Annotated in this window: 16 protein-coding genes; 7 read left to right on the forward strand and 9 right to left on the reverse strand. The window is 62.7% G+C overall.

What is annotated here, in order from left to right; genetic code table 11:
• Positions 1–119: 119 nt before the first annotated feature.
• From CIC12_RS23980 to CIC12_RS23995, 4 genes are all read right to left on the reverse strand, one after another.
• Positions 120–2,369, reverse strand: coding sequence for a YfhO family protein (locus CIC12_RS23980; RefSeq protein ID WP_168667623.1), 2,250 nt, complete (start codon positions 2,367–2,369; stop codon positions 120–122).
• Between the two features lie 108 nt (positions 2,370–2,477).
• Complete coding sequence (locus CIC12_RS23985; RefSeq protein ID WP_168667625.1) at positions 2,478–3,581, reverse strand: methyltransferase domain-containing protein; 1,104 nt, start codon at positions 3,579–3,581, stop codon at positions 2,478–2,480.
• A gap of 76 nt (positions 3,582–3,657) precedes the next feature.
• Positions 3,658–4,731, reverse strand: coding sequence for a zinc-dependent alcohol dehydrogenase (locus tag CIC12_RS23990; protein ID WP_168667627.1), 1,074 nt, complete (start codon positions 4,729–4,731; stop codon positions 3,658–3,660).
• 43 nt (positions 4,732–4,774) lie between these two features.
• A complete protein-coding gene (locus tag CIC12_RS23995) occupies positions 4,775–5,731 on the reverse strand; it encodes a class I SAM-dependent methyltransferase (RefSeq protein ID WP_168667629.1) in 957 nt (318 codons plus the stop codon).
• Between the two features lie 520 nt (positions 5,732–6,251).
• On the opposite strand from CIC12_RS23995, the gene CIC12_RS24000 reads away from it, so the two are divergent.
• Genes CIC12_RS24000 through CIC12_RS24015 form a run of 4 tightly spaced genes read left to right on the forward strand, consistent with a single transcriptional unit; the run spans position 6,252 to position 9,809 of the window.
• Positions 6,252–7,241 (forward strand): glycosyltransferase, encoded by a 990-nt coding sequence (locus CIC12_RS24000; RefSeq protein WP_168667631.1) that lies wholly within the window; start codon positions 6,252–6,254, stop codon positions 7,239–7,241.
• Between the two features lie 49 nt (positions 7,242–7,290).
• Positions 7,291–8,289 carry a glycosyltransferase gene (locus CIC12_RS24005; protein WP_238812860.1) on the forward strand — a complete coding sequence of 333 codons (999 nt, stop codon included), beginning with the start codon at positions 7,291–7,293 and terminating at the stop codon, positions 8,287–8,289.
• A 42-nt stretch (positions 8,290–8,331) separates the two neighbouring features.
• Positions 8,332–8,922, forward strand: a complete 591-nt coding sequence (locus CIC12_RS24010) for a histidine phosphatase family protein (protein WP_168667635.1) — start codon at positions 8,332–8,334, stop codon at positions 8,920–8,922.
• The gene (locus CIC12_RS24015; RefSeq protein WP_168667637.1) at positions 8,919–9,809 is read left to right on the forward strand and encodes a hypothetical protein; all 891 of its coding nucleotides are present in this window, start codon (positions 8,919–8,921) and stop codon (positions 9,807–9,809) included. Before CIC12_RS24010 ends, CIC12_RS24015 begins: the two co-directional genes overlap by 4 nt.
• A 67-nt stretch (positions 9,810–9,876) precedes the next feature.
• Here CIC12_RS24015 and CIC12_RS24020 read toward each other — a convergent pair whose 3' ends face one another.
• Genes CIC12_RS24020 through CIC12_RS24035 form a run of 4 tightly spaced genes read right to left on the reverse strand, consistent with a single transcriptional unit; the run spans position 9,877 to position 16,877 of the window.
• Positions 9,877–10,956 (reverse strand): glycosyltransferase, encoded by a 1,080-nt coding sequence (locus CIC12_RS24020; protein WP_168667639.1) that lies wholly within the window; start codon positions 10,954–10,956, stop codon positions 9,877–9,879.
• Positions 10,953–13,739, reverse strand: coding sequence for a glycosyltransferase family 4 protein (locus tag CIC12_RS24025; protein ID WP_168667641.1), 2,787 nt, complete (start codon positions 13,737–13,739; stop codon positions 10,953–10,955). The genes CIC12_RS24020 and CIC12_RS24025 overlap by 4 nt, the downstream gene beginning before the upstream one ends.
• On the reverse strand, positions 13,732–15,900 hold the full coding sequence (locus CIC12_RS24030; protein WP_168667643.1) for a glycosyltransferase family 2 protein: 2,169 nt from the start codon (positions 15,898–15,900) through the stop codon (positions 13,732–13,734). Before CIC12_RS24030 ends, CIC12_RS24025 begins: the two co-directional genes overlap by 8 nt.
• Positions 15,897–16,877, reverse strand: coding sequence for a glycosyltransferase (locus CIC12_RS24035; protein ID WP_168667645.1), 981 nt, complete (start codon positions 16,875–16,877; stop codon positions 15,897–15,899). The genes CIC12_RS24030 and CIC12_RS24035 overlap by 4 nt, the downstream gene beginning before the upstream one ends.
• A gap of 737 nt (positions 16,878–17,614) precedes the next feature.
• On the opposite strand from CIC12_RS24035, the gene CIC12_RS24040 reads away from it, so the two are divergent.
• The 3 genes from CIC12_RS24040 to CIC12_RS24050 are packed head-to-tail and all read left to right on the forward strand — an operon-like array spanning position 17,615 to position 21,537.
• Positions 17,615–18,574 carry a UDP-glucose 4-epimerase family protein gene (locus CIC12_RS24040; protein ID WP_168667647.1) on the forward strand — a complete coding sequence of 320 codons (960 nt, stop codon included), beginning with the start codon at positions 17,615–17,617 and terminating at the stop codon, positions 18,572–18,574.
• Positions 18,575–18,616: 42 nt separating this feature from the next.
• Positions 18,617–19,645: an MraY family glycosyltransferase gene (locus CIC12_RS24045; RefSeq protein WP_168667649.1), complete on the forward strand. Its 1,029-nt coding sequence runs from the start codon at positions 18,617–18,619 to the stop codon at positions 19,643–19,645.
• Positions 19,646–19,656: 11 nt separating this feature from the next.
• Positions 19,657–21,537, forward strand: a complete 1,881-nt coding sequence (locus CIC12_RS24050) for a polysaccharide biosynthesis protein (protein ID WP_168667651.1) — start codon at positions 19,657–19,659, stop codon at positions 21,535–21,537.
• 214 nt (positions 21,538–21,751) lie between these two features.
• Here the strand turns inward: CIC12_RS24050 and CIC12_RS24055 are convergent, their stop codons facing one another.
• The gene (locus tag CIC12_RS24055; RefSeq protein ID WP_168667653.1) at positions 21,752–22,852 is read right to left on the reverse strand and encodes an MraY family glycosyltransferase; all 1,101 of its coding nucleotides are present in this window, start codon (positions 22,850–22,852) and stop codon (positions 21,752–21,754) included.
• Positions 22,853–22,880: the final 28 nt, after the last annotated feature.

Here is a 22,880-nt window from a genome sequence, read left to right on the forward strand (position 1 = left end):
CCTGCGGACGGAGAGCGGCGCTCGAGAAGCCGCGCCGTTCGTGCAATTTTACCTCAAGGCCCCTGGCGGCCCGAAAGAGCTCCGAAGGCCGCCTGAAGAAGGCGGCCAACGTAGCGGAATCAGGCCACGGTTCGCGCCGTCAGATTGCGCCGGCCGAGCAGCGCGTCGATGACGAACACGAGGAAGCCGAGCATGAAGGCGAGATACGCCCACTTCATGTGCATCGGCAGGAACGAGAACCGGATCTCGGAGTGGCCCGCCGGCAGCTCGACGCTCTGGAAGATTTCTCCGCTGCGCACGACGGGCGCAGCGGCGCCGTTCACGGTGGCGCGCCACCCGGGCATGAACAGTTCGAGACGGGACAGCTTCGACGGCGCGTCACACTGCGCGAGCACCAGGTTGCGATCTTTCGGTGCCAACGTGCAGTCAGGCGCGCTGAAGTAAGGCGCCGGCGACGGCAGTTCGAAAATCCGCATCACCTCGTCGTGATACACCTCTTTGAGTCGCGGATTCGGCGTGTTGGCAAGGTAGTTTCGCAGACCGGCAAAATCGGGAGACTTGCTGATGTCGCCCGGCACCAACGCGTAGCGCACGCCAATTTCCCGGTAGGAATCCAGATTCGTGACCAGGCTGTCCGCCGCGGACGGCCCCTTCGGGTCGATCCGCGAAACGCCGGGGATCGGGGCCTGGTTGGCGTCCAGATGCGCGTTGATGTAGCGGGTCCAGTCCGCGGGCGCCGGCAGATCGTTGTAGTTGATCGAAGCCAGGCCGAAATACGAGCCGTAGTTCGGCGCGATGGGTCCGAACGTCGCGAAGCGGTTCATGTCCAGATTGTCTTGCAGATACTTCACGCCAGCGAGGTGCACGGTCGAATGGCGCGGATGACTCAGCGTCGGCACGAGGAAATACACCACGCTCTCGATGATCAGGACGGTGGCGAGCACGGTGCTCGGTGATCTCATCTCCTTGGCGCGCCACGCGATGATCGCCAGCGTAAAGAGGATTGCGATGCCGAAGATGGCGCCGCCGCGCGCGATGGTGCCCACCGGCACGACGCCGTGCTGGACCATCGGGATCAGGCTGAGTGCGCAGGCAAGCGCGGTAGCCACCACCGCGAGCTTCAGACGCACCGGGCGGAGGTGCGTGTTGAGGTCAGTCAGCGCAAGAGCAGACAGGACACACAGTGCAAGCTCCCACGAAGGCGGGAAATACCGGAAAAAAGCGGCGAGCTTCAGCCCGGGAATCACCCGCACGAGTGCGTGAATGCCCGGCACGCCGTAGGTCATGCCGAGCGTCACGACGACCCACACCGCCAGCGCGATACGCAAGCTGCGCAGCCGTTTGCCGAACATGCCATATAGGGCGAGCACGGTCAGCACACAGCCGGCATAGCCGCCAATCGCCCCCCAGAAGCCCTCGATGCCCGGCAACTGGAAAATGCCGCCGAACACGTAGGGCATCCAGGTGCCGAGCACGGTCGAGCGCTGCATATAGACGGTCGCGAAGCCATCGCCCGCATGGCCCCCCGCTTCGGCGAGCGGCAGGAAATCGAAAAAGGCGAGCAGCACGGGCGCCGCGATGGCCACCCCGGCCAAGCCTCCCACACCGACGTGAACGAGGAAGCGCAGGCGCGTGGCGCGCGGCAGGGATGCCGAACGCACCAGCGTCCAGACCACGATCAGCAGGCCGTTCAGATACGCGACCTCCGGAAAGCCTGCATACAGCGAAGCGGCGATACCGAAGACGACCCATGCGACATTGCCGCGGCGCCCCGCTGCGATGCGCTCGTGAAGCATTTCGATGCCGAGCAGCACGATCGGCAGAAACGGAATGGGGTTGACGATCGCGTTGGCGAGCCACGCGAACGTGCCGTTGAATTCGTACGCGAGAGCACCCGCCAAGGCCGCGAACGGCGCGCACCCCAGCTTGCGCAGCAACGCCCAGGTCGCCACCCCGGAGAGGATCTGCAGCGAGAGATGCATGTAGAGCTGGCCGTTCGGCAGCGCGAGCAACAGGTTCAGCGGCGACAGCGCGGCCGCCTGCATTTCGCCCGCAAGCGGCGCGCCGACGCCTTCAAAGTGATTCCACCACGGCAGATGGCCGGACAGGACATCGAGTGCCGCCCGGTAGCCGAGCGCGTGGCTAGTAAAGGCGATATTCGGGTCGATGGTCGGGAACGGCGGAAAGCCGCCCATCGGGCCTGCCTGTACGCCGGTGGCCAGTCCGCTGTAAAGCGCGACCGGATCGGCGATCAGAATGCCGAACAGCAGCGGTGCTTTGACGAGCAGAGGCGCGAGTATGACGATCGCAATGCATATCGCGACCTGGCGGCATTGCGACGGTCGCTCAACAGATTCAGTAGGGTGCATATGCTACGGGCGTGTGGATGGTATGAGCGCGCCATCCTAGCATTTCGCCTGCCCGACAGGGACTTGCCCGCATCGTTCCACTCGCGAACTGGCCGTCGGCACCACGCATTAGCGGATCGCTCGCCCTTCATGCCAGCCGAAGTGCTGGTAATGAGCGGCGGGCTCAATCCCCGCCTCGGCCACATCCGTATTGGCGGCAAGATATTCACGCGGCTCGAATCCCGGCGGCAGCGCGATGGGTTCGATCGGGTCCAGCTCGCTGCGTTGCCCGCATACGCGTGATGTGTTCAGGCGGTTGCAAAAGTCTTGCCCCGAGCGCAATTCGTCGAGCTTGCGGCGTGCGCGCCAGAACGGGATGGCCGGTGTCGCGTTGCTGGCCGCCTGCTCCATTTGCCGCCAGCTATCCGCGATATAGTCGCGATCGCGCGAGCGTCTCATGACGACGGAGAATTCAATGTCGTTGTGAAGCGTGTCGCAGAAACTTTCACACGCGAAGTCGAGCAACTCCATCTTGCAGAGATCGGCGATGAGTCTCGCAAACGACCGGGGCGTGAACACCCAGCAATGGACGTCGTGATAGGTGCCGTTCTCGTAGGCATCGCGTGCGAGGTGCAGCGCGCCTTGCCACGTATGGTGCCGCTTGGCCGAAACGGGATCGATCCGGCCTTGCCACGCCTGCGCAGTGGAGACGTCGGCGGCGTCGAGGCAATGGTCCAGCACCGAATAGGGCTGCGGCACGCGAGCCCGGGCGATATAGCTCGCCAGCACTTCCGGCAGGCGGCTTTCGCGGCGGAAATAGTCGAACGTGAAACGCCGGTCGGGCACGGCGAGACGCACTTCGCCGGTGGGTTTGAGGACGGCCGCCAGTTCCCTTAGCCAGGTCACCAGATCGGGAACGTGCTCGACGACATGAGAGGCCACCACATAATCGACATAGCGGCCTTTGATCGCTTCATGCAGCGTATTGCGTCCCCACACCGCGTCGACTTCGACGATTTCGTTGACATCGAGATGCGGATCGTCCTTGTATTTCTCGCGAAGGTGCGGCGTGTCCGTGTGGTCCACGTAGATGATTTCGCCGCCGTCGCTGCGCCGCACGAGCGGCCAGCAGAGCGGGCCGATTTCGACGCCTACGTTTTCCGGAATGTTCAGCCCGTTCAGGAGGCGGTGGCGCCTCCGGTTCCGAACTTCGATGTTGTCGTCCTTCGCCATGTTGCCTCCTCGTCATGGATGGCACATCTTGCAGTGTTGACATCTGTTCCGGCTGTGCGCTAAGCCCGCTATCCCGCTACATATGAACCTGCACCTTGATGGAGTCCGAACGCTTGTCGCAGGCCAGTTGGAAGGCTTCCTGAATATCGTCCAGGCTCAGGTCGTGCGTGATCATCGCGCGCAGCGTATCGCCCCTGCGCGCCAGCAGATCGATGGCGACGGCGAAGTCGTGTTCGCCATCGATACAGCCGTAGCAGTTCGGAAGGTAGATCGTGAGTTCCTTGATGTGCGGCGCGATGATTTCAATGTTCTTGAAACCATGGTCGAAGGCGCCGAGTACCGCGACCTGACCGAGAGGGCGAACGAACTGGCAGGTGAAATCGAACGTGTCGGCCGTGCCGCCGACGGCCTCTATCGCAAAGTGCGCACCCAATCCGCCGGTCGCCTGCTCGACCACCTTGAGCGCTTCCGCGCGATCGGCCGGCAGGATCGCGGTGGCGCCCATGGCCAGCGCCGCGCGTGCCTGCGCCGTGTGCCTCGCCACCACATAGACGCGTTCCGCGCCGGCGTCCAGCGCGGCGGCCAGCGCCGCCAATCCGATCGTGCCCGCTCCGACGACCACGCCGACCATGCCAGGCACAATGCGCATCTTGCGGCACGCGTGCACGCCGACGGCCACCGGTTCGACGATCGCGCCCAGATGATTGTCCACCGCATCGGGTAGCGCGAATACGCCGGCTTCTTTGGTGCGCACGTATTCGGCAAAGCCGCCGCCGAACGGAAACTCGCGTGCGCGGCAATGGATCGGCGCGCCGAGTTTGCAGTATTCGCAACGGCCGCAGGCGGTGCCCAGCACCATGTCGATCGTGACGCGCTCGCCGACGCGTACTGCACTTACGCCCGCGCCCGTTTCGACCACGATGCCGCTCAGTTCGTGGCCGCTGGGGAAGGTCTGATGGGCATCGACGTTTCTGTAAGCGTGCAGATCGCTACCGCAGATGCCGACACTCTTCACCTTGACGATGACGGTGCCGGGCAACACTTCCGGTATCGGGATGCTGGCCACTTTCATCGTGCGAAGTCCGTCCAGCAAACCGGCCCGCATGCTTGCGCCTTCGATACGATGCTCAAGCTCGCTCGTCGGGGTCATCCGAAACTCTCCTTAAAGCCCGTAAAAACGTGATGCGTTGCGCTTAGCGGCTCTTTCTGATCCAGAAGCTCGCGCCGGGGTTGCGCATGAAGAGCGGCATCCGCTCGTTCATCAGGTCGGCATGGAAGTGACCCATGAACGTATTCATGAGCACGACTTCGAAAGCGCTGTTGTATTGAAGGAATGCTCGCAGCAGATACGCTTCGTTCCACGCGCGGCCTTCGTAGATCCACTGCGGCGGATATTCGAGCGGCAGGAACACGTCGTGAAAATGGATGTGCACGCCGGGCGCCAGCATCGGCAAGATTTCGAAGACGATCCGGTTGACGTCGCTGCCGATCTTGCTGACGTGCGACGAATCGACGAACAGAATATCGTTGGCTTCGAGTTCGGCGAACACGGACAGGTCGACGTCCTGCGCGAGCGATTTGACGATCTTCGAAGTGACCTTGTCTTTCTCGGTGAGCAGCGACAGCAGCCGTTCGTTGTTCGGTTCGACGAAGGTGCACTTGATCTGACCGTCGAAGAACAAATCGTTCGTGTCGAGCGACACCGCGGACGAAAAACCCGAGCCGATTTCGACGATGCGGCGCGGCCGCAGATGACGAATCATGCAATACAGCGATGTGGCGTCGCCGTAAGAGAACATCACGTTTTCGAAGTAGAAACGCAGGCCGTCTTTCTTGTGCGGTTCGAACGGCATCTCGCCGTAGTACTTGTCCGCAAACTGATTCACGAGCTGCACCTGGGCCTGCTCGTTGAACTCGATCCCGGGCAGCGTGCGTGAAACGGTGCCGAACAGACGTGCTTCGTCCTTCTGAATGTCGGGGATCGAAGGGATCGGCGAGTAGTAATGGCCGGGGCGCACATCGCCAAGATTTGAAAAATGCGGAACATGGACGCGAAGCTCGTCGCGGTATTTATCGCGCTCGGCAATGAGATCCGCAATCTCGGGGTATTGCGCTGCAAGTGAATCGAGAAGTTCGGTCGATGCCGACATCTTACGTCTCCGGCTTGGTGGATTACGTGGAGGCCATGCTTGACGATGGAAACGAAAAAGCGCGCTCTTCGTTTCCCGATGCGCTGCAAAGTCTAACTCACCTTGGTTGACGCGCAAGTATCGCCGCCACGCCATTATCGCGGAAGCCTGTAGCGCTCTGCATTTACGCCTGCTTACAAAATATTCGCCGTCGACCTGCGCACAGGCGCAGCCGCGCCCGGTAAGGTGCACTCCGCCCGTCAGGAGTCGATAGATGGCGGTGCCCGCTCGCGAGCGGCGCATGCGCTCCAGCTCCCCCGGTCTCGAGGCGCGAAGCGCTCCAGGCAGAGGTGCGACCGGCATTAGCGGTATCGCCGAGGGGGCCGTTTGCGCCGTGATTTGGCGTAAAATTAAGTCCCTGCCGACAAACGGACAAATGGCCTGGACCTGTTTCGCTGGCGGTCGCGGACTTATCTCCGCGCAGTGCCGGCAGACGGCGCCAGCGCCCCGATACTGAACGATCCGGGACGGAGCCCGCAATATGCATTTCAAGATTCTCCTGACCACTCACAGCACCGCGTTCATGACGAGCGGTGGTGGTGAGTCAGAACTCGTGCAGGTCGCCGAACTGCTCAACGATTCGGGAGTACAGGCCGACATCTATGGCATTCGCAGCCGGCCGCTGCGCTTCTACGACGCCGTGATGCATTTCTCCGTTCATGCAGACGGAGAGGCGATCATTCGCGAGACCGTTCAGCAGGGCAAAAAGCTGTTCGTGTGGCCCAATGTCTGGTGGCTGAGTCCGCCGGACGCGGCGGAAATCGCGCGGATCGAAGCTATCGCGCGGCGTGCCGACCGGCTGCTCTTCAAGTCGGCGGCCGAGATGAATCACTTCAACACCTACATCACCGTCGAGCCGGGCAAGTGCGTCCTCGTCGGCTCAGGCATATCTGACCGATTCCTCGCGCCCGCCGATAAAGATTTACTGCCGACGGTGTGCGACGTGTCGGATTACGTGCTCTGTCTCGGCCTGATCGAACCGGTCAAGAATCAGCTCGAACTCATCAGGGCGCTCAACGGCCTCGAGATGAACGGCCTGATGGTGGGCGGCTTCAGGGACGAGGAATACAACCGGCAGTGCATGCGCGAAGCGCATCGCGGCATCCACTTCCTGCCGTTTATCCAGCCGTGCAGCGCGCTATTGAGATCCGCGCTCGCCAACGCACTAGTGGTGGCGGAGCCGAGCTTCGATCCGCCGGGGCGCTCGTGCCTCGAAGGCGCGTTCGTGAAGAAGCCGCTCGTCATGGTAGATGGGGATTGGCAACGCGAGCACTTTGGCGACAATGTTTGGTACGCCGCTTCCACGGCCGCGTCGGACATCGCCCCCGCGATTCAGGCCGCATTGGCCGACGCCGATCGGGACGACAGGATCGAAAACAACTACGAACGCGTTTACGCCCGACACTCGTCGAGCACGGTAGCAGCTGACCTAATCAAACACCTGATCGATGCCGGCCTCACAAATTACTAAGATTCCTCGCCTGCTTGTCGTTCAGCGGCGATCCATGACCGATGGGCGAATGAAGTCTCGCACGATCGGCGCGCGGTTTGCGCCTTTGCTCACGTACATGGAGCGGCACCAGTTGATCGAGTGGGAGCAGATATCGGAAGAGGAGGTCGGGGTCAGCCACCTGCATCGCTTCGATGCGGTGCTGTTCAATAAGCATGTCTCGAACCTTTCGCTGAAGATCATGCGGATGGCGAACGAACTCGGCCTCCATACGATCTACGATCTGGACGACTGGCTGCTCGATCTGCCTTCGTGGAGCGTGCTCGAAATGAACGAGGACGTGCTGTACAACGTGCTCGCAATGATTCGCGAGGCAAGCGCGGCCACCGCGTCTAACCAGTTGCTGCAGGAGCGGATGCGCAAGGTGCGGCGCTCGGACGTGCTGATCATTCCAAACGGTTTCGATCATCAGGCTTTCGATCTCTCGCCCGAACTCTGGACGGAACAGCAGCCGCCGAAAATCATCTTCTCCAATCTCGACGGCATCAAGCTGGTCAATTTCAGAAAAGATTTTTTTGCCACGTTGCGCAGCTTCATCACGCGGCACGAGAACCTGTCGATCGACTTCTGGGGCGACCCGTTCCCGGAGCTGAATTCGATTCCTCGCATGACGCATCGCGGCAGCCGCGGCAACCTCGAATACAAGAAGGCCATTCGCGACGAAGGCTATACGTTCGCGATCGTGCCGCTCGGCGCGGAAGAAGATCCCGATACGTTGTTCTTCAATTCGTGCAAGTCGCCGATCAAATATGCGGACTACGGGAGCCTCGGCATTCCGAGCATCTATTCCGACTGCCCAACTTACCGCGAAAACGTTAAACATCGTGAGACGGGCTATATTGCGTCGAACAATGCGGATAGCTGGAGTGAGGCGCTGGACGAGATGTTGCGCGACGCCGCGCTTCGGCAATCGATTCGCGAGCATGCCTATGCCGACGTGTTCGACCGCTTCAGCGTCCGGCACATTGCGACCATGTTCCTGAAGGCTTTGCCCGGCCCAAAGTCTTAACCGGGCGTTCTCGACTCAACGTTTCTTTGCAGCCAGCCCACTATGGATCTTCTTCTCATTCGTCACGGCCAATCGTTTGGCAACGTCGCCGGCCTGTTGAACTCGACCGAACAGGACGGGTTGACGGAGCACGGCATGCAGCAGGCCGCGAGACTTCGCACGCTGATGGAAAGCCACGGCCTTGCGCCGGACCGCGTCTTCAGCAGCCCGTGGCTGCGGGCGCTGCAAACCACCGAAGTGCTCTTCAAGGACAAGTGCGACTGGACTTTGGACAGCCGACTCGGCGAAACCAATGCCGGACGGTTCGCCACCTGGAAAGCCGAAGACTTTCGTCAGACTTTCCCCGACTGGGGCAAGCATCTGTCGGATCGCTATGAAGGTGGGGAGTCGCATCTCGAGTTGGCGGCGCGGTCGGTGAACTGGGTCGAAGAGGAGTTTCTGCGGCAGGCGGACACACCAGGCCTGATGGCCGCCGTCTGTCATGCGGGACCGATCTCGGTGATTTCGCAATATTTGCTGAACATTCCGCTGTCCAGATTCCCCAATGTGCTGGTGCCGAACGCATCGCTCACGATCTTCCGGCGCAACGTGCATACCGGGAATTTCTATCTTCAGATTGCAGGGCTGTCATGAGCGCATCCATCAAGATTTACGAGCCGATTTACGCGCCGGGCCAGGTTCTCTCCGAAAACGCCTTTCATCCGCTCGTGCTGCGCAACAACGCTCACGCGGCCTGGCGCGAGTTCTATATTCTGGTCGACATGTACCGCAAGGGCATGCATCTGCAGCAGGAGTTCACCGGGCTCTTTTCGCCGAAATTCGCGCTGAAAGCGCGGATAGACGGCAGCCGGTTTCTCGAGTTCGTCCAGGCCAATCTCGATGCCGATGTCTGCCTGATCAATCCTTTTCCGCAACTCGCGTATTTCTCATTCAACGCGTGGATGCAGGGTGAGCATGCGCACCCGGGACTCGTCGAGCGCAGCCAACTGCTGCTCGACGCGTGCGAGATTCCGTGGAACTTGCGCGAGGCGCCGCGTCAGTCGGCGGGCACCCTGTGTTACTGCAATTTCTGGGTGGGCTCGCAGCGGTTCTGGGAGAACTATGTCGGCAAGGTGCTGGTGCCGATCGCCACCTTTCTCGAAACACAGAGTGACAGCGAAGCGGCGCGCGCAGTGCTGGAACCCACGATCCATTCCGACGACGCGCCGTTTCTGCCGTTCGTCGCGGAGCGGTTGTTCAGCACCTACCTGTCGTTGCATACGCAAGTGAAGGTGGCCGCTTATCCGATCAAAGGCGAGAAGGTTTTTGACTATTGCGTCAGCGATTTCGAAAAAGATATCGTGCGCTATATGCAAAAGCCGATCGATGCCGCGGATCAGGCGCAAGTGTTTCCGTCTGAACAGATTGCGTTGATGGATCTGTTATGTACGCTGTCGCAGAAGTACGTGCGCGCGCACTTTTCGTATACGCCGCATCCGCATACCGGACAGCCGATCGATTTCGACCGTAAGGGCAAGTAGCCGCATCCTGAAAATGAGTGCGGCGCGCGACCCGCATGGCCCGCGCGCCGCCGTTCGCCGCTCGGCTCTAGTCGGCGTGCGCGCCGGCTGTGCTTGCCGCGTCGACGCCCAGAAAGATGTCCTGCCAGACAGCGTCGCTCGCGCGTTGCAGCACGCCGTCCGCGTGCCGCACATAAGCGGCATCGGCCAGACTGCGACCGGCGCATTGATTGAAGCGGGCCGCGATGGCCGGCACCCATGCCGCGAGACTGGCGGCGGCATCGAAGACGCAGTCCGCTGGGCAAATCTCTTGAGCCGCCGTGCCGCCACGCACGAACACCGGCTTGCCGAAATGCATGGCTTCGAGCACCGGCACGCAGAACCCTTCATGCCGGCTCATCGCGAGTAGCGCGCTGGCGGACTCGTAGCACTCGAACAGATCGGCGTCGTCGAGCATGCCTTTGAAATCGACCTGTTCCAGCACGCCCAGGCGCCGGGCGTGATTGATCAGAAACTTCAGATACTCGTAGTTCGGCGCGCTGCCGACAATCGTCAGCGTCGCTACGATTTCACGCTGTTTCAGCAGCGCCAGAATGTCGATGCCGTCCTCGATCCGTTTGTGCGGCACCACGCGGCCGACCATCAGCAGATTCGGCGCGCGCTGTTTGCGTCCCTTGCGCGGCGGCTCGCGCGTGAAAACCGGCATGTCCGGGAAAACCGGCGGGACGATCTTCACCGCGCCTGCTTCGAGAATGCGGGCAAGGCTTTGCGCGGTGTTCTGCGAATTCGCGACGACGGCATCGAAGCCCGCGAGCAGGGGTAATTGCGCGAGCGCCTTCTCGCACAACTGCGCGGTGCGCGGTTCGAGCGCACGCAGCAGTTGGGGATCGGTCACGCCGTGGAAGTAGCAGATCTTCTTGCAGTCCAGCGCGAGGATCTGTTCGAGACACGGATCGAAGATCGAGTAGCTCAACAGGACGATGTCCTCGGGCGTGACACTGGCGAAAAACGCTTCGAGTGGCTGGACTCCGGATGTTCCCGCGTCGAAGCCGTTTGCATAGAGTTCGGCCCGCAGGCCGAGACGCTTCGCCATTCGAACGAAGCCGATGCAGTGGTTGCCCACCGCATCGCCCGAGAAAATATCCGGAGCACATACCCGCAGCGTCATTTTGCCTTTGCCTCCGCAATGTCGGTCAACCGTCGCGCATACGCGCGGGCGACCGCGTCAACTGAGTAATCACGCTCGATGCGTGCCTGACCCGCCAGGGCGATGCGCTCACGCAGCGGCACATCGTCGATCATTCGTTTGAGCTGTTCGGCCGCGACCGAGACGTCGGGATCGCACCAGTACTGCCCTTCGGAGAACAGATAGTCGCCTGCGCGCAGCGGGATAAGGTCGCCATCCACGAGGAACGCGGTATCGGGTTCGCAGAAGTCGACGTTGCCGGAGAAGTTGGTCGCCACGACGGGCTGCCCCAGCGCCATGGCTTCGGCGATCACGCGGCCGAAGCCTTCGCTGCGATGCAGAGAAATGTAGGCGTCGCAACAGGCCATGAAGTCGGTCGAATCCTGCCGGGACAGACGTTCGGAAACGATGTGAATGCGGCTGTCGCCGGCCGCCAGATCGAGCACCGCACGCCAGACCGGATCGTCGTCACGCACGTTCATGGCCTTGATGACGAGCCCGACGCCCGGCGAGCGTGTGCCGAATGCCTGCTTGAACGCTTGCACGCCGGCGAGCGGGTTCTTTCGGCTCAACCACGAGTTGCCGTCGAACATCAGATAGAACAGGAATTCGTTCGACGGCAGCCCGAACCGTTCACGCTTCGGATCCAGCGGCGCGGGCACTTCGACGGCCATCGGCATGTGATAGACGGGCGTGTCGCCGAGGCGGCGGTAGACGCTCTGGACGAAGCGGCTCTGGGCCCAGATTTCGTCGACCATCTGATGCACCTTGCCGAACGCGCTCGGCCAGTGAGGCAATTCCCACGGCCAGGCGCCGATCTTGTGAGTCGGCGCGTCAATCAATTTACGGCCACCCTCCAGCGCAAGGCGAACCATCTCCGGCGCCGGCAGACAGATCAGGCTGATGCCGTACTTGAGCTCGTCGCTGATCAGGTGATCGACGGAGTGCTCGAGCTTCGCCGGGCCGGACATCGGTGCATTGATCAGCGCGACCGGCGTGGACGTCAGCTGGAACACGCGCGCGGCCATGCGGGCATCTTCGCCTAGCCCGAGCACGCCTTGCGGGAAGCCGATCACGTTCACGCCGTAGTCGTATCCGACGCCTTCCACGTGCGCGTGATAGCGCGCCGGCTCGCGTTCGTCGTCGTCGGCGTCGTCGTCGGGACTGTCGATCCAGCGGACCTTGAGCGAGCCCAGCAGCGGGTATTCGGCTTGCGCCCATTCGTTCCACCACGCCACGAGCTGGTCGCGGCCCGCATCGGTGTCGATGTCGAACGCGCTGCGCAGATCGGCGCGATCGTTGGCGATCAGAACGAGAAAGCGCGGGAGCAATGAGGCGTCGGCCGGCTGCTCGTCGTCGATGCTGGCCAACGCTTCGGACAGCCGGGCAGCCGACCATTTGATTGCGTGATACTCGTGTTGTCCGTCCCGGTCCCACCACGAGATGAGACCCAGGCGATGGCTGAAGCTATCCAGATTGAACGACGCCTGGAGGTCGGCCCGCTCGTTCCAGATCAGCACCAGGAACCGCGGCAGCAGCGGCAGAGCGCATTGCGCGCCGGCCTCCATCCTGAACAGGTCGTCGTCCAACGCCGGCGTGACCCAGTGAATGACCGGGTATTGCGCCTCGCCATGTTCGACCCACCATGACAGGCACTTGAGGCGTCCGATGAAACTGTCCAGCGAGCAGAGCGCCTGCAAGTCCGCGCGTTCCTCGAGGATCAGCCGCAGGAAGCGCGGCACCGGCAGCCAGTCGGAATGTTCGCCCCATTCCATTTCGAACAGTGACGCGGGCAGCGTAGGCGGCACCCACTTGATGGCGCGGTACTGGAACTGGCCGTGTTCGAGCCACCACGACAGGCAATTCAGCCGTCCGGTAAAAGACTCCAGCGGACCGAACGCGGCCTGCAGGTCCGGCCGCTCCGTGACGATCAAGGAGAGGAAACGCGGGATGTGCGGGCCGCCGTCTGCGCGGACCTGCTCGGGTTCGAGCATGGCGCCGCCGATCGGCGCCTGAGTCCACTTGATGCGCTTATATTCGCGATGCCCATGGTCTTCCCACCAGCTCAGGCAGGCGAGTCGGCCGGTCAGCGTGGTCAGATCGAAGGCGCTGCGAAGATCGGGCCGCTCGGTCGTAATCAGCGCGAGAAAGCGGGGCAGCGGCATCGCGCCGGACTCGGGGTCGTCGATCGGTTCCAGCAGTTCTGGCCATGCGACGGGCGGCCGCCACGTCACGCGCGGGCTCCCAGCCTGCCCATGCGCCTCCCACCAGTCGAGGCAATTCAGATAGCCGGTCAGCGTGCCGAGGTTGAAGGCCAGCGAAAGATCGCCGCGATTGCCCACGATCATCGTGATCAGCTTGGGCAGGTGCAGACCGGCTTCTTCAAATACGGTTCGCGGTTCGAGCAGCGTCTCGGCGAGGTGCTTCGTGTCGAGCACGCTCGGCGCGGTTGCGCCGAGCCAGTACGTGAGCGCGTCCGGATGCCGCTCGATCAGCGTGTCGTTGTCGAGTTGACGCAGGTATTCGCGGTCTTCCTGGCGAAGCACCCAGTTGAAGTCCGGATATGTCTCACGCGCCGTCATTTCCCACCAGAAGTACAGCGAGACCCGATCGTCAAGCACCTTGGAATTGAAAGGCGCGAGATCGGCTCTGAACTTCATCAGAAAATAGATCGCGCTCGGCAGGCAAAAAAGCTCCCCCGGCGACGGGTGCCGGTACTCTGCCAGCCACCCTGTCTTGTTTTTTTTCGGTCCCAGATTAACCAAGATTTAAAATCCTTGAAGGCCATGCGAAGGAAAAGTCGTCGGCAGTCAGCGTCAGATTGGGCGAGTAGTAGGGATCGTTTAACAGCAGATCGCCCCAGCGCTGCCTGACCAACTCGGATTCCTGGTTGAAGCGGCTGATTTTTTCCGGCGTATCTTCGGCCCCGCGTGTCGCCGACTCGTGATGATAAAGCTCCGCATAGGGCGTCCACACATTGCGATAGCCGGCCTGACGCACGCGCAGACAGAAGTCGATGTCGTTATAGGCGACGTGCAGCAACTCGTCGAGGCCGCCGACCTGCTTGTAAATCGACTGGCGGACCAGCAGACACGCCGCGGTCACGGCGCTCATCGCATTGCGCAGACGCGCGCGCGCAAAGTAGCCCGGATGCGTATTGGGGAAGTGCTTGTGCGCGTGGCTCGCAATGCCGCCGACGCCGAGCACTACACCGCCGTGCTGAATGGTGTCGTCCGGGTACAGCAGTTTCGCGCCAACCGCGCCGACGTTCGGCTGCAGCGCGAGTGACACCATTTCTTCGAGCCAGTCGGCGTTGATCACTTCGATGTCGTTGTTCATCAGACAGACGAAGTCGGCCGGGCTCGCGAGCGCGACGCGATTGTTCAGCGCCGAGTAGTTGAACGGCGAGTCGTCGCGCACCACCTTGACCCGTTCGTCCTGTTGCAGGCGCGCGAACAGGTCGTGCGTTTCGGGCTTGACGGAACCGTTGTCGATGATGGTGATGCGAAAGTTCGGATAGCTCGACTTCTTGCGTACCGACTCCACACACTGTTCGACGAGGTCGGCGGAGTCGCGCGTCGGAATGATGATTTCCACCGACGGGAGCACCGCGGGCAAGTCGTACACGACCTTGTTGAACGCATCCGTGCCGGGCGCGTGCTCGGTATGGGCGGCGATTGCATTGCGCGCGAGATGTTCGTCGAGCGCGCGCATCGCCGCGATGTGCGCATACGGCTTGGCCTCATGGCCGGCCGCCGTGCTCTCGGGAATCATGCGCCAGTGATAGAGCGCACGCGGCACGTGATACACCGTGTGATGACCCGCGCGATCGAGCACGCGCAAGGCGAGGTCGTAATCCTGCGAGCCTTCGAAACCGGTTCTGAAGCCGCCGACCTCTTTCATTACCGAAGTCTTGTACACGCCGAGATGCGAGATCATGTTCTGGCTCAGGAACAGATCGTAGTTGAAGTCGCATTTGAAGTACGGGTCCGAGCGCACGCCGTCGATCGAGATCTTGTCTTCGTCGCTATAGATCACCGCCGCGTCAGGATGCGCGTTGATCAGCTCGACGACGTAGTAAAGCGCGAGCGGATGCAGTTCGTCGTCGTGATCGAGCAGGCCAACGAAGTCCCCTACCGCAAGTTCGAGCGCCGAGTTGCTCGACGCGCTGATGTGGCCATTCGTCGTGCGATACGCGACCTTGATGCGCGGATCCTTCGCAACGTAGCTGTCCAGCACCGCCTTCACTTCGGGCCTGGTGGAGCAGTCGTCGGCGATGCAGAACTCCCAGTTCTCGTACACCTGGTTGATGACCGAATCGATCGCCATGCGCAGCCATATTTCCGGCGTGTTGTACGTCGGCATGACGATGCTGACGAGCGGTTGCTGTTCCCACGTCTTCGAGCGCGCGCGCAACTCGGGATAGAGCGAAGCGGGCGGTTCGTGCGCATCGATCCACTCCTGATAGGTGTGGCCCACGGCGGGCGCCGCGGCCGGCTGCGCGCCGCCTCGCCAGGTCGACATCCGGCGCGCCCGTTCGAGCAGTTCCTGCGGACATTCCGCATCCGAAAGCCGATCGAGCCTGAAGTTCCTGATCGAGAACAGGCCCGAGCGCGCAATCGGGTCGAGGCGCAGCGGCCCGACCAGCGGCGGAAACGCGACGACCTGATTCACGTTGCCGTCGGCGCCGACCGCGAGACCGATAGCGGTGTGCTCGGACATGCCGGCGCCCGCATCGACATAGAGCATGCAGGGCGAGGCCGGCATGTCTTCCTTCGCGAGTTCGAACGAGATGCGCGCGGCGCACCCGGACAACGCCTCCCAGCCTGTCAGTTCGAACTGCGGGTCGCCATTGGTTGCGAGCCACGCGAACTCGGGGTTCGGGGAGGTCTCGACGTTGTTCAGAGGACGAAGTTCGAAGTTCATTTTGTCAGCAGGGAATCGTAGAGGTCTTTCAGGGGGGACAGGACGGCTTGCCAGGTCAGGTCGCGCGCTGCATCTGCGTTACTCGTCGTGCCGGCGCGCGGCTGGGCGAGGGCGTCGCGGATCGACTGAGCGATGCTGTCGACGTTGGACGGATCGAGGTAGGCGACGTGCCGCGCAAAATATTCTTCGGTCGAGCCGACTTTCGTCACGGCGATGCGGGCGCCCGCGGCATGTGCTTCCAGCGCGGCGAGTCCCGGTGTTTCCAGCGTGCTCGGCAGGACGAACGCTTCGCAGGCGGCATAGGCCGAGCGCAGTAGCGGCGAATCGTGAGCGAGTGTGCCCGCGTAGACGACCCGGTCCGCGCCTTCCGCGAAGCAGGCTTTCGCATACTCCGGGTCGCGCTGATGGCCGATCAGCACGAGCTTGAGTTCGGGGAACGACTTCATTGCGCGGATGAGCGCCAGCTGGTTCTTGCGCGGCTCGATGTTGCCCACGTTGAGGACGAAGCGATCCTGAATCCCGAATTCACTGCGAAACAGTTCTGGCGCGACCGGCTCGTAAAAGCTCTGTTCGACGCCGTTGAGCACGCTGACGAATTTTTCCCGGGGCAGGTCGAAGATGCGGGCGAGCGTGTCGCATTCGATCTCCGAATTCGCCACCACCCGGTCGGCGAGCGAAAACTGATGATGAATTTCGCCGATCGGATAAAGGTGTTTCGTTTCCTCCGTCACCCAGAGACTAGACGAAACCACCAGCGGCAAGTCCAACTGTTTAACAAAGTTACAGAAGTGAACCGAGCCGCCGACGCACGAAAAGAAATGCACCACGTCGTGTTCAAGGAAGCGCGGATTCCATGGATCGAACAGCGTGACGTCCACTCCGTGCGCGGGCAGATGCTTGTGATACGCAAGCAGCTGAATCTCTCCGCCTCCGGGGGTATGGAAAGCCATGGGGTAAGTGGCGAACAGCACTTTCATAGATGGGACTCTATTTGCTCAAACGTTTTCTTTTCGTCAAATCAGCGAAGCGCCGCGCGGACCGATGGCGTCAGTGGCATTGGATCTCGCGTGTCTGAAGTGGGTGAAACAGTGGCCCGCGAGCGACGCGCTCAAATCCGGGCCGGGATGTTTCGGGACCTCCGCATGGGAACATGCCGCTCGCTGTCGCGGCAATCGGACCTTGGCTAGACGTGGCGCGGGCCGTTGGCCGCTCACGCCGCTGCTGGGCGAACTGGATTGTGCTGCCGTCGAGCACGTCGGATCTTAGCGAATTCCACATGCGCGAATATGTTTGAGATGTTACGAAGTGTGCCGACGGCGCTTCGGAATCGCCTGTCCGCTTTATCATCACGGCCGGGACTTCGCCGCGCTTGCAAACTGTTGGCTGCGGGACACATTTTAGCGCCTAACCTTCGGGAGGAGCGGACCACGGTGGAAGTCGCCCGCATACAATACGTTCCCAATCAGACTTCTCAAGAAGCGCCGCCGATGCCAGATTGTATCGTGTCTCATCCGCCTTTCCGGTCCTATCCGGGTAGGGCAAGCCCTGTCGGTACAGGCTCATGCTCCGGCTCGAGGCGTACCGTCGCGCGCCTCGCGCGGACAAGGTCCGTCACCGTGCACAGTGCGGCCGCAGGGCGGCGCTGTGGCAAGTGGGCCGGTGGCATGGCGGGCGCGTGCATCGGTACCGTGACCCGCCTCGCCGGAGTCAGCCGATGACTCACTCGGTTCTCATCACCGGCGCCAACGGCTTCGTCGGCAAGTCGGTTTCCCGCGCCTTGCTGCAGCGCGGCGACCGGGTCGTCGGCGCGGTACGCCGTGCCCAGACCGCGGCGCAGGGCGTGCGTGAATGGCTGCTCGACGCGGACGACTTTGAGGGCATCGAGCAACGCTGGCCGGTCACGCTGCAATGCGATGCGGTCATTCATCTGGCCGCTCGCGTCCACGTGATGCACGACACGACCGCCGAGCCGCTCGCCGCCTATCGCGCGACCAATGTCGACGGCGCGTTGCGCGTCGCCGCCGCGGCCCGTCGCGCGGGCGCGCGCCGCTTCGTGTTCGTCAGCAGCATCAAGGCGATGGCGGAAAGCAGCATCGGCCGGCCCATCAAGGAAACGGACCCGCCCGCGCCGTCCGATCCCTACGGCATCTCCAAGCTCGAAGCCGAGCGGGCGTTGCTCGAATACGGCCGCGAGTCGGGTCTCGAGATCGTGATCGTGCGGCCGCCGCTGGTCTACGGGCCGGGCGTGCGTGCGAACTTCCTGCAGCTGATGGGCGCGATCGCCCGGGGCGTGCCGCTGCCGCTCGGCGCGATCGCCGCGCGCCGCAGCCTCGTGTTCGTCGATAACCTCGCGGACGCGCTCGTGCATTGCACCACCGATCCGCGCGCGGTCGGCCACACGTTCCACGTCGCCGACAACCGCGATCTGAGCGTGTCGGAACTGGCGCGGGCGCTAGCCACGCAACTGCACGCACCGCAACGTCTCGTGCCGGTGCCGGTCGGCGTGCTGCGGCTCGCGGGCCGTCTGACAGGGCGCTCGGCGCAGGTCGAGCGGCTGGTGGGCGAATTGCGCCTCGACAGTTCGCATATCTGCGAGCGCCTCGGCTGGTATCCGCCGCACACCGTCGAGCACGGCCTGCTGGAGACCGCCGCCTGGTATCGCTCCACACATTGATCGCATAGAACTGAACGCTGACCTGCATTGAACCTGCTTCCGATGTCTTCACTTTCCGCCTACCCGGTGGTTCATCTGCTGCTGTGCGGCGCGCTCGCGCTGGGCGCGTGCGCGGCGATTCTGTGGGCGCTCCTCAGAAGCGGTCTCGCGTGGCGACTCGCCACAGACATCCCCAACGACCGCTCGCTGCACACCCGGCCGACACCGCGCGTCGGCGGTTGGGGCATCGTGCCGGTGAGCGTGGCACTGATCTGGCTGGTCGCGCCGTCGCTCTGGCTGCCCGCGCTGGCGGCGGCGCTGCTTGCCGCGCTGTCGCAGATCGACGACCGCCGCGGCTTGCCCGCGCGAGTGCGCTTCGGCGGCCACGCGGCCGCGGTGGCGGCGCTGGTCGCCGTCTATCCCGCCGACGTGCCCTGGTGGGCGCTGGCGGCCATGGCGGTTCTGCTCGTCTGGCTGGTCAATTTGTACAACTTCATGGATGGCTCGGACGGGCTCGCCGGCGGCATGGCGCTGTTCGGCTTCGGCGGCTACGCCATCGCCGCGTCCTTGTCGGCTGGCCCCGCGGCTCATGCCGACATCGCGCTCGCGCTGGCCAGCGTGGTGGTGGCCGGGGCGGCGGCGGGCTTTCTGCTGTTCAATTTCCACCCCGCGCGCATCTTTCTCGGCGACGCCGGTTCGATCCCGCTCGGCTTCCTCGCCGGCGCGCTCGGCTACTGGGGCTGGCGCGAAGGCGCGTGGCCAGTGTGGTTTCCCGCGCTGTGCTTCGCGCCGTTCATCGGCGATGCGTCGGTAACGCTGCTCAAACGCCTGCTGCGCGGTGAAAAATTTTGGCAAGCGCACCGCGAACACTACTATCAAAGACTGGTGCAGTCGGGTTTGGGGCACGCATCGACGGCATGGGTTTGGTATTTGTTCATGGCGGCGGGCATAATGCTTGCTATATTGGCTCTACAATTTGCCGTCCTGTATCAATGGCTGGTTGTCGTCGTTTGGGCTGCCGTGCTGGCGGTCGCCGGGCTGTGCATTGATCGCCGCTGGCGGCGCCACGCGCCCCGTTCCGGGCAATCCTGAGGTTCTGCGCAATGAAAAGATTTAAAGCCCGATGGCTTTCGTTCAGTGCGTTTGCGTTCGACTTGTGCGCGGTGGCTCTGGCCTGGATGCTGGCATATGTGATCCGTTTCAACGGTCCCGTGCCCGCCGCGTTCTGGTCGAGCGGTCTGCACGCGCTCGTGTGGGTGCTGCTGATCTACGCAGTGATGTTCCGCAGCTACGGGCTCTACCGCGGCATGTGGGTGTTCGCAAGCCTGCCCGATCTCGTGCGTATCGCGAAGGCGATTGGTGTCGGTGCGCTGTTCGTTGTGATCGGCTCTGCGCTGCTGCAGCCGGCGCCCGTGGTGCCTCGCTCCGTGCTGATCGTCTCGCCGATGCTGCTGTTTCTCACGATGGGTGGCTCGCGCGCGCTCTATCGCGCGGCCAAGGAGTTCTATCGCTACGGCGGTCTGGTCGGGCAGGGCAAGCCGGTGCTGGTGCTCGGCGCGGGCAATGCGGGCGCGAACCTCGTGCGCGAGCTGAAGCGCTCGGGCGAATGGCGCCTCGCGGGACTGCTCGACGACGATCCGGTCAAACAGGGCCGCGAAATCTACGGCTATCGCGTGCTCGGCGCGATCAGCGATCTGCAGAAAATTTCCGCCGAACTGAAAGTGGAGCACGTGATCATCGCGGTGCCGTCCGCTTCCGTCGAAGCGCACCGGCGCATCGCCACGCTGTGCGTGCGCGCGGGCGTGCGGGCGATGACGCTGCCCGCACTCACGCCGCTGACGCAGGGCCAGGCGTTCCTGTCGCGGGTGCGTCAGATCGATCTCGAAGACCTGCTGGGCCGCGATCCGGTGACGATCGACACGGAACACGTCGAGGCGCTGCTGAAGAACCGCGTCGTCATGGTGACCGGCGCGGGCGGCTCGATCGGCTCGGAACTGTGCCGACAGATCCTGCGCTTCGGTCCGGTGCAGCTGGTGGCATTCGACATCTCGGAGTTCTCGATCTATCGGCTGAACGAAGAGCTGCGCGACAAGTATCCGGAAGTGTCGGTCGTGCCGATCATCGGCGACGTGAAGGACTCGCTGCTGCTCGATCAGGTGATGGCGCGCTACTGTCCGCATATCGTGTTTCATGCGGCGGCCTACAAACACGTGCCGCTGATGGAAGAGGTGAACACGTGGCAGGCCGTGCGCAACAACGTGCTTGGCACGTATCGCGTGGGGCGCGCGGCGATCCGCCACGACGTCGCGCATTTCGTGCTGATTTCCACCGACAAGGCCGTCAACCCGACCAACGTGATGGGCGCGAGCAAGCGTCTCGCGGAGATGGCCTGCTCGGCGCTGCAGGCGCAGGGCTCGCGGCGCACGCAGTTCGAAACGGTGCGCTTCGGCAACGTGCTCGGCAGCGCCGGCAGCGTGATTCCGAAGTTCCAGGAGCAGATTGCGCGCGGGGGGCCGGTCACGGTCACGCACCCGGAGATCACCCGCTTCTTCATGACGATTCCGGAGGCGTCGCAACTGGTGTTGCAGGCCTCGAGCATGGGGCGCGGCGGCGAGATTTTCATTCTCGACATGGGTAAGCCGGTGCGCATCGCCGATCTCGCGCACGATCTGATCCGTCTGTATGGCTTTACCGAAGAGCAGATCCGCGTCGTGTTCACCGGGTTGCGTCCCGGCGAGAAGCTGTACGAAGAGTTGCTGGCCGATGATGAAACGACCACGCGCACTCCGCATCCGAAGTTGCGCATCGCGCGGGCGCGTGAAGTGCCCGACTCCATGATCGACAATCTGCTGCCTTGGCTGATGCAGCACCGCGTGCCGTCGGACGATGAAGTGCGCCGCGATCTGCGCCGCTGGGTGCCCGAATATCAACCGGCCACGGCTACCGCGCTGCGCAGCGTGACCGCGGTGACGCGGGCGTCGTAAGTGAGGCGAGGGGCGCGCGCATCGGATCATAAAAAAGGCGCCCTCGGGCGCCTTTTCATAGCCATACCTCGTCTGCCTTACCCAGCCGACCATCAAAACTTGTGGCGAGAACACGAACTTGCCACATCACGACGGCCCCTCCCTGACCATAGGAACCACGCCGGCGAGGTCAGTCCCGACCCGCGCTAGCGCAAACAGCGCTCCTGTTCGACGCTCACCGCTTCCCCTTCCTCACCACCATCCACCTCGGCGACTTGAAGCGCACGATGCTCACATACAGCCACACATAAGTCGCCGCGAACACCACCACGAAGCAGAACAGATGCAGCGTGTGCCGCCAGAACAGCGTGGCCGGCACGACCGCGATCAGACACAGCAGCCACAGATACGGCGAAGTCAGCGAATTGCGCCGCGTCAGTTCTCGCGCGGTGCGCGTGCCGACCACCCAGCGCATCAGCCGCTTATACACGAGCATGTGCAGATGCACGCCGTCGGGAATGCCCGGCGACATGCCGCGAATAAACTTCTTCCGGTAGATCGAGAAGCAGGTCTCGAAGATCGGATACATGAACAGCAGTACCGGATACCACGCGGACACGTCGCGATTGCGCATCACCAGCATGATCGACAGTTCGGCGAGCATGAAGCCGATGAAGTACGCGCCACCGTCGCCGAGAAAGATCAGCCCCGCTGGAAAATTCCAGATGAAGAAGCCGAGCACGGCGCCCATCATCATGAACGACGCGGACAGCACGATCGGATCATGAACCTGGAACGCCACGTAGGCGAGCGACGCGAACATCATGAACGCGACCATCGACGCAAGGCCGTTGAAGCCGTCGATGATGTTGATCGCGTTGGCGAGCGCTGCAACGGCGAGCACCGTGACCGCGAACGAGACCACCGCGTACGAGAGCAGAAAGTCGAGCGGCGGCACGCTGATGCGCGTAACCGCGATATCGAGCAGGAAAAAGGCGAGCGCGGCGGCCACCATTGTGCAGACGAGGCGCACGAGCGGCGACACGCGCTTGGTCAGATCTTCGACGAGACCCGAGCCGAACGCCGGCATGCCGCACGCGATCAGCCCGAGAATGCCGCCCGACACGGCCGGATACGCACGATACAACTGCACCGCCGCAGCGATCAGCCCGAGCAGTATCCCGGTCCCGCCGATGCGCGGCACCGGCCGCACGTGGAATTTCTGCACGCCGGCCAGATCGGTGTCGGTGGAGAATTTTTCATGCAGATGCGCATAGCGCACGATCAACAGCGTGATCAGCAGTGAAACGAGAAAGCCGAGCGCAAAACTAAGCATGAAAGTGGGCCTGAGCGAAGACGGCGAA

The organism is Paraburkholderia sp. SG-MS1, from assembly GCF_012275575.1.
In the GTDB taxonomy this organism is placed as follows: domain Bacteria; phylum Pseudomonadota; class Gammaproteobacteria; order Burkholderiales; family Burkholderiaceae; genus Paraburkholderia.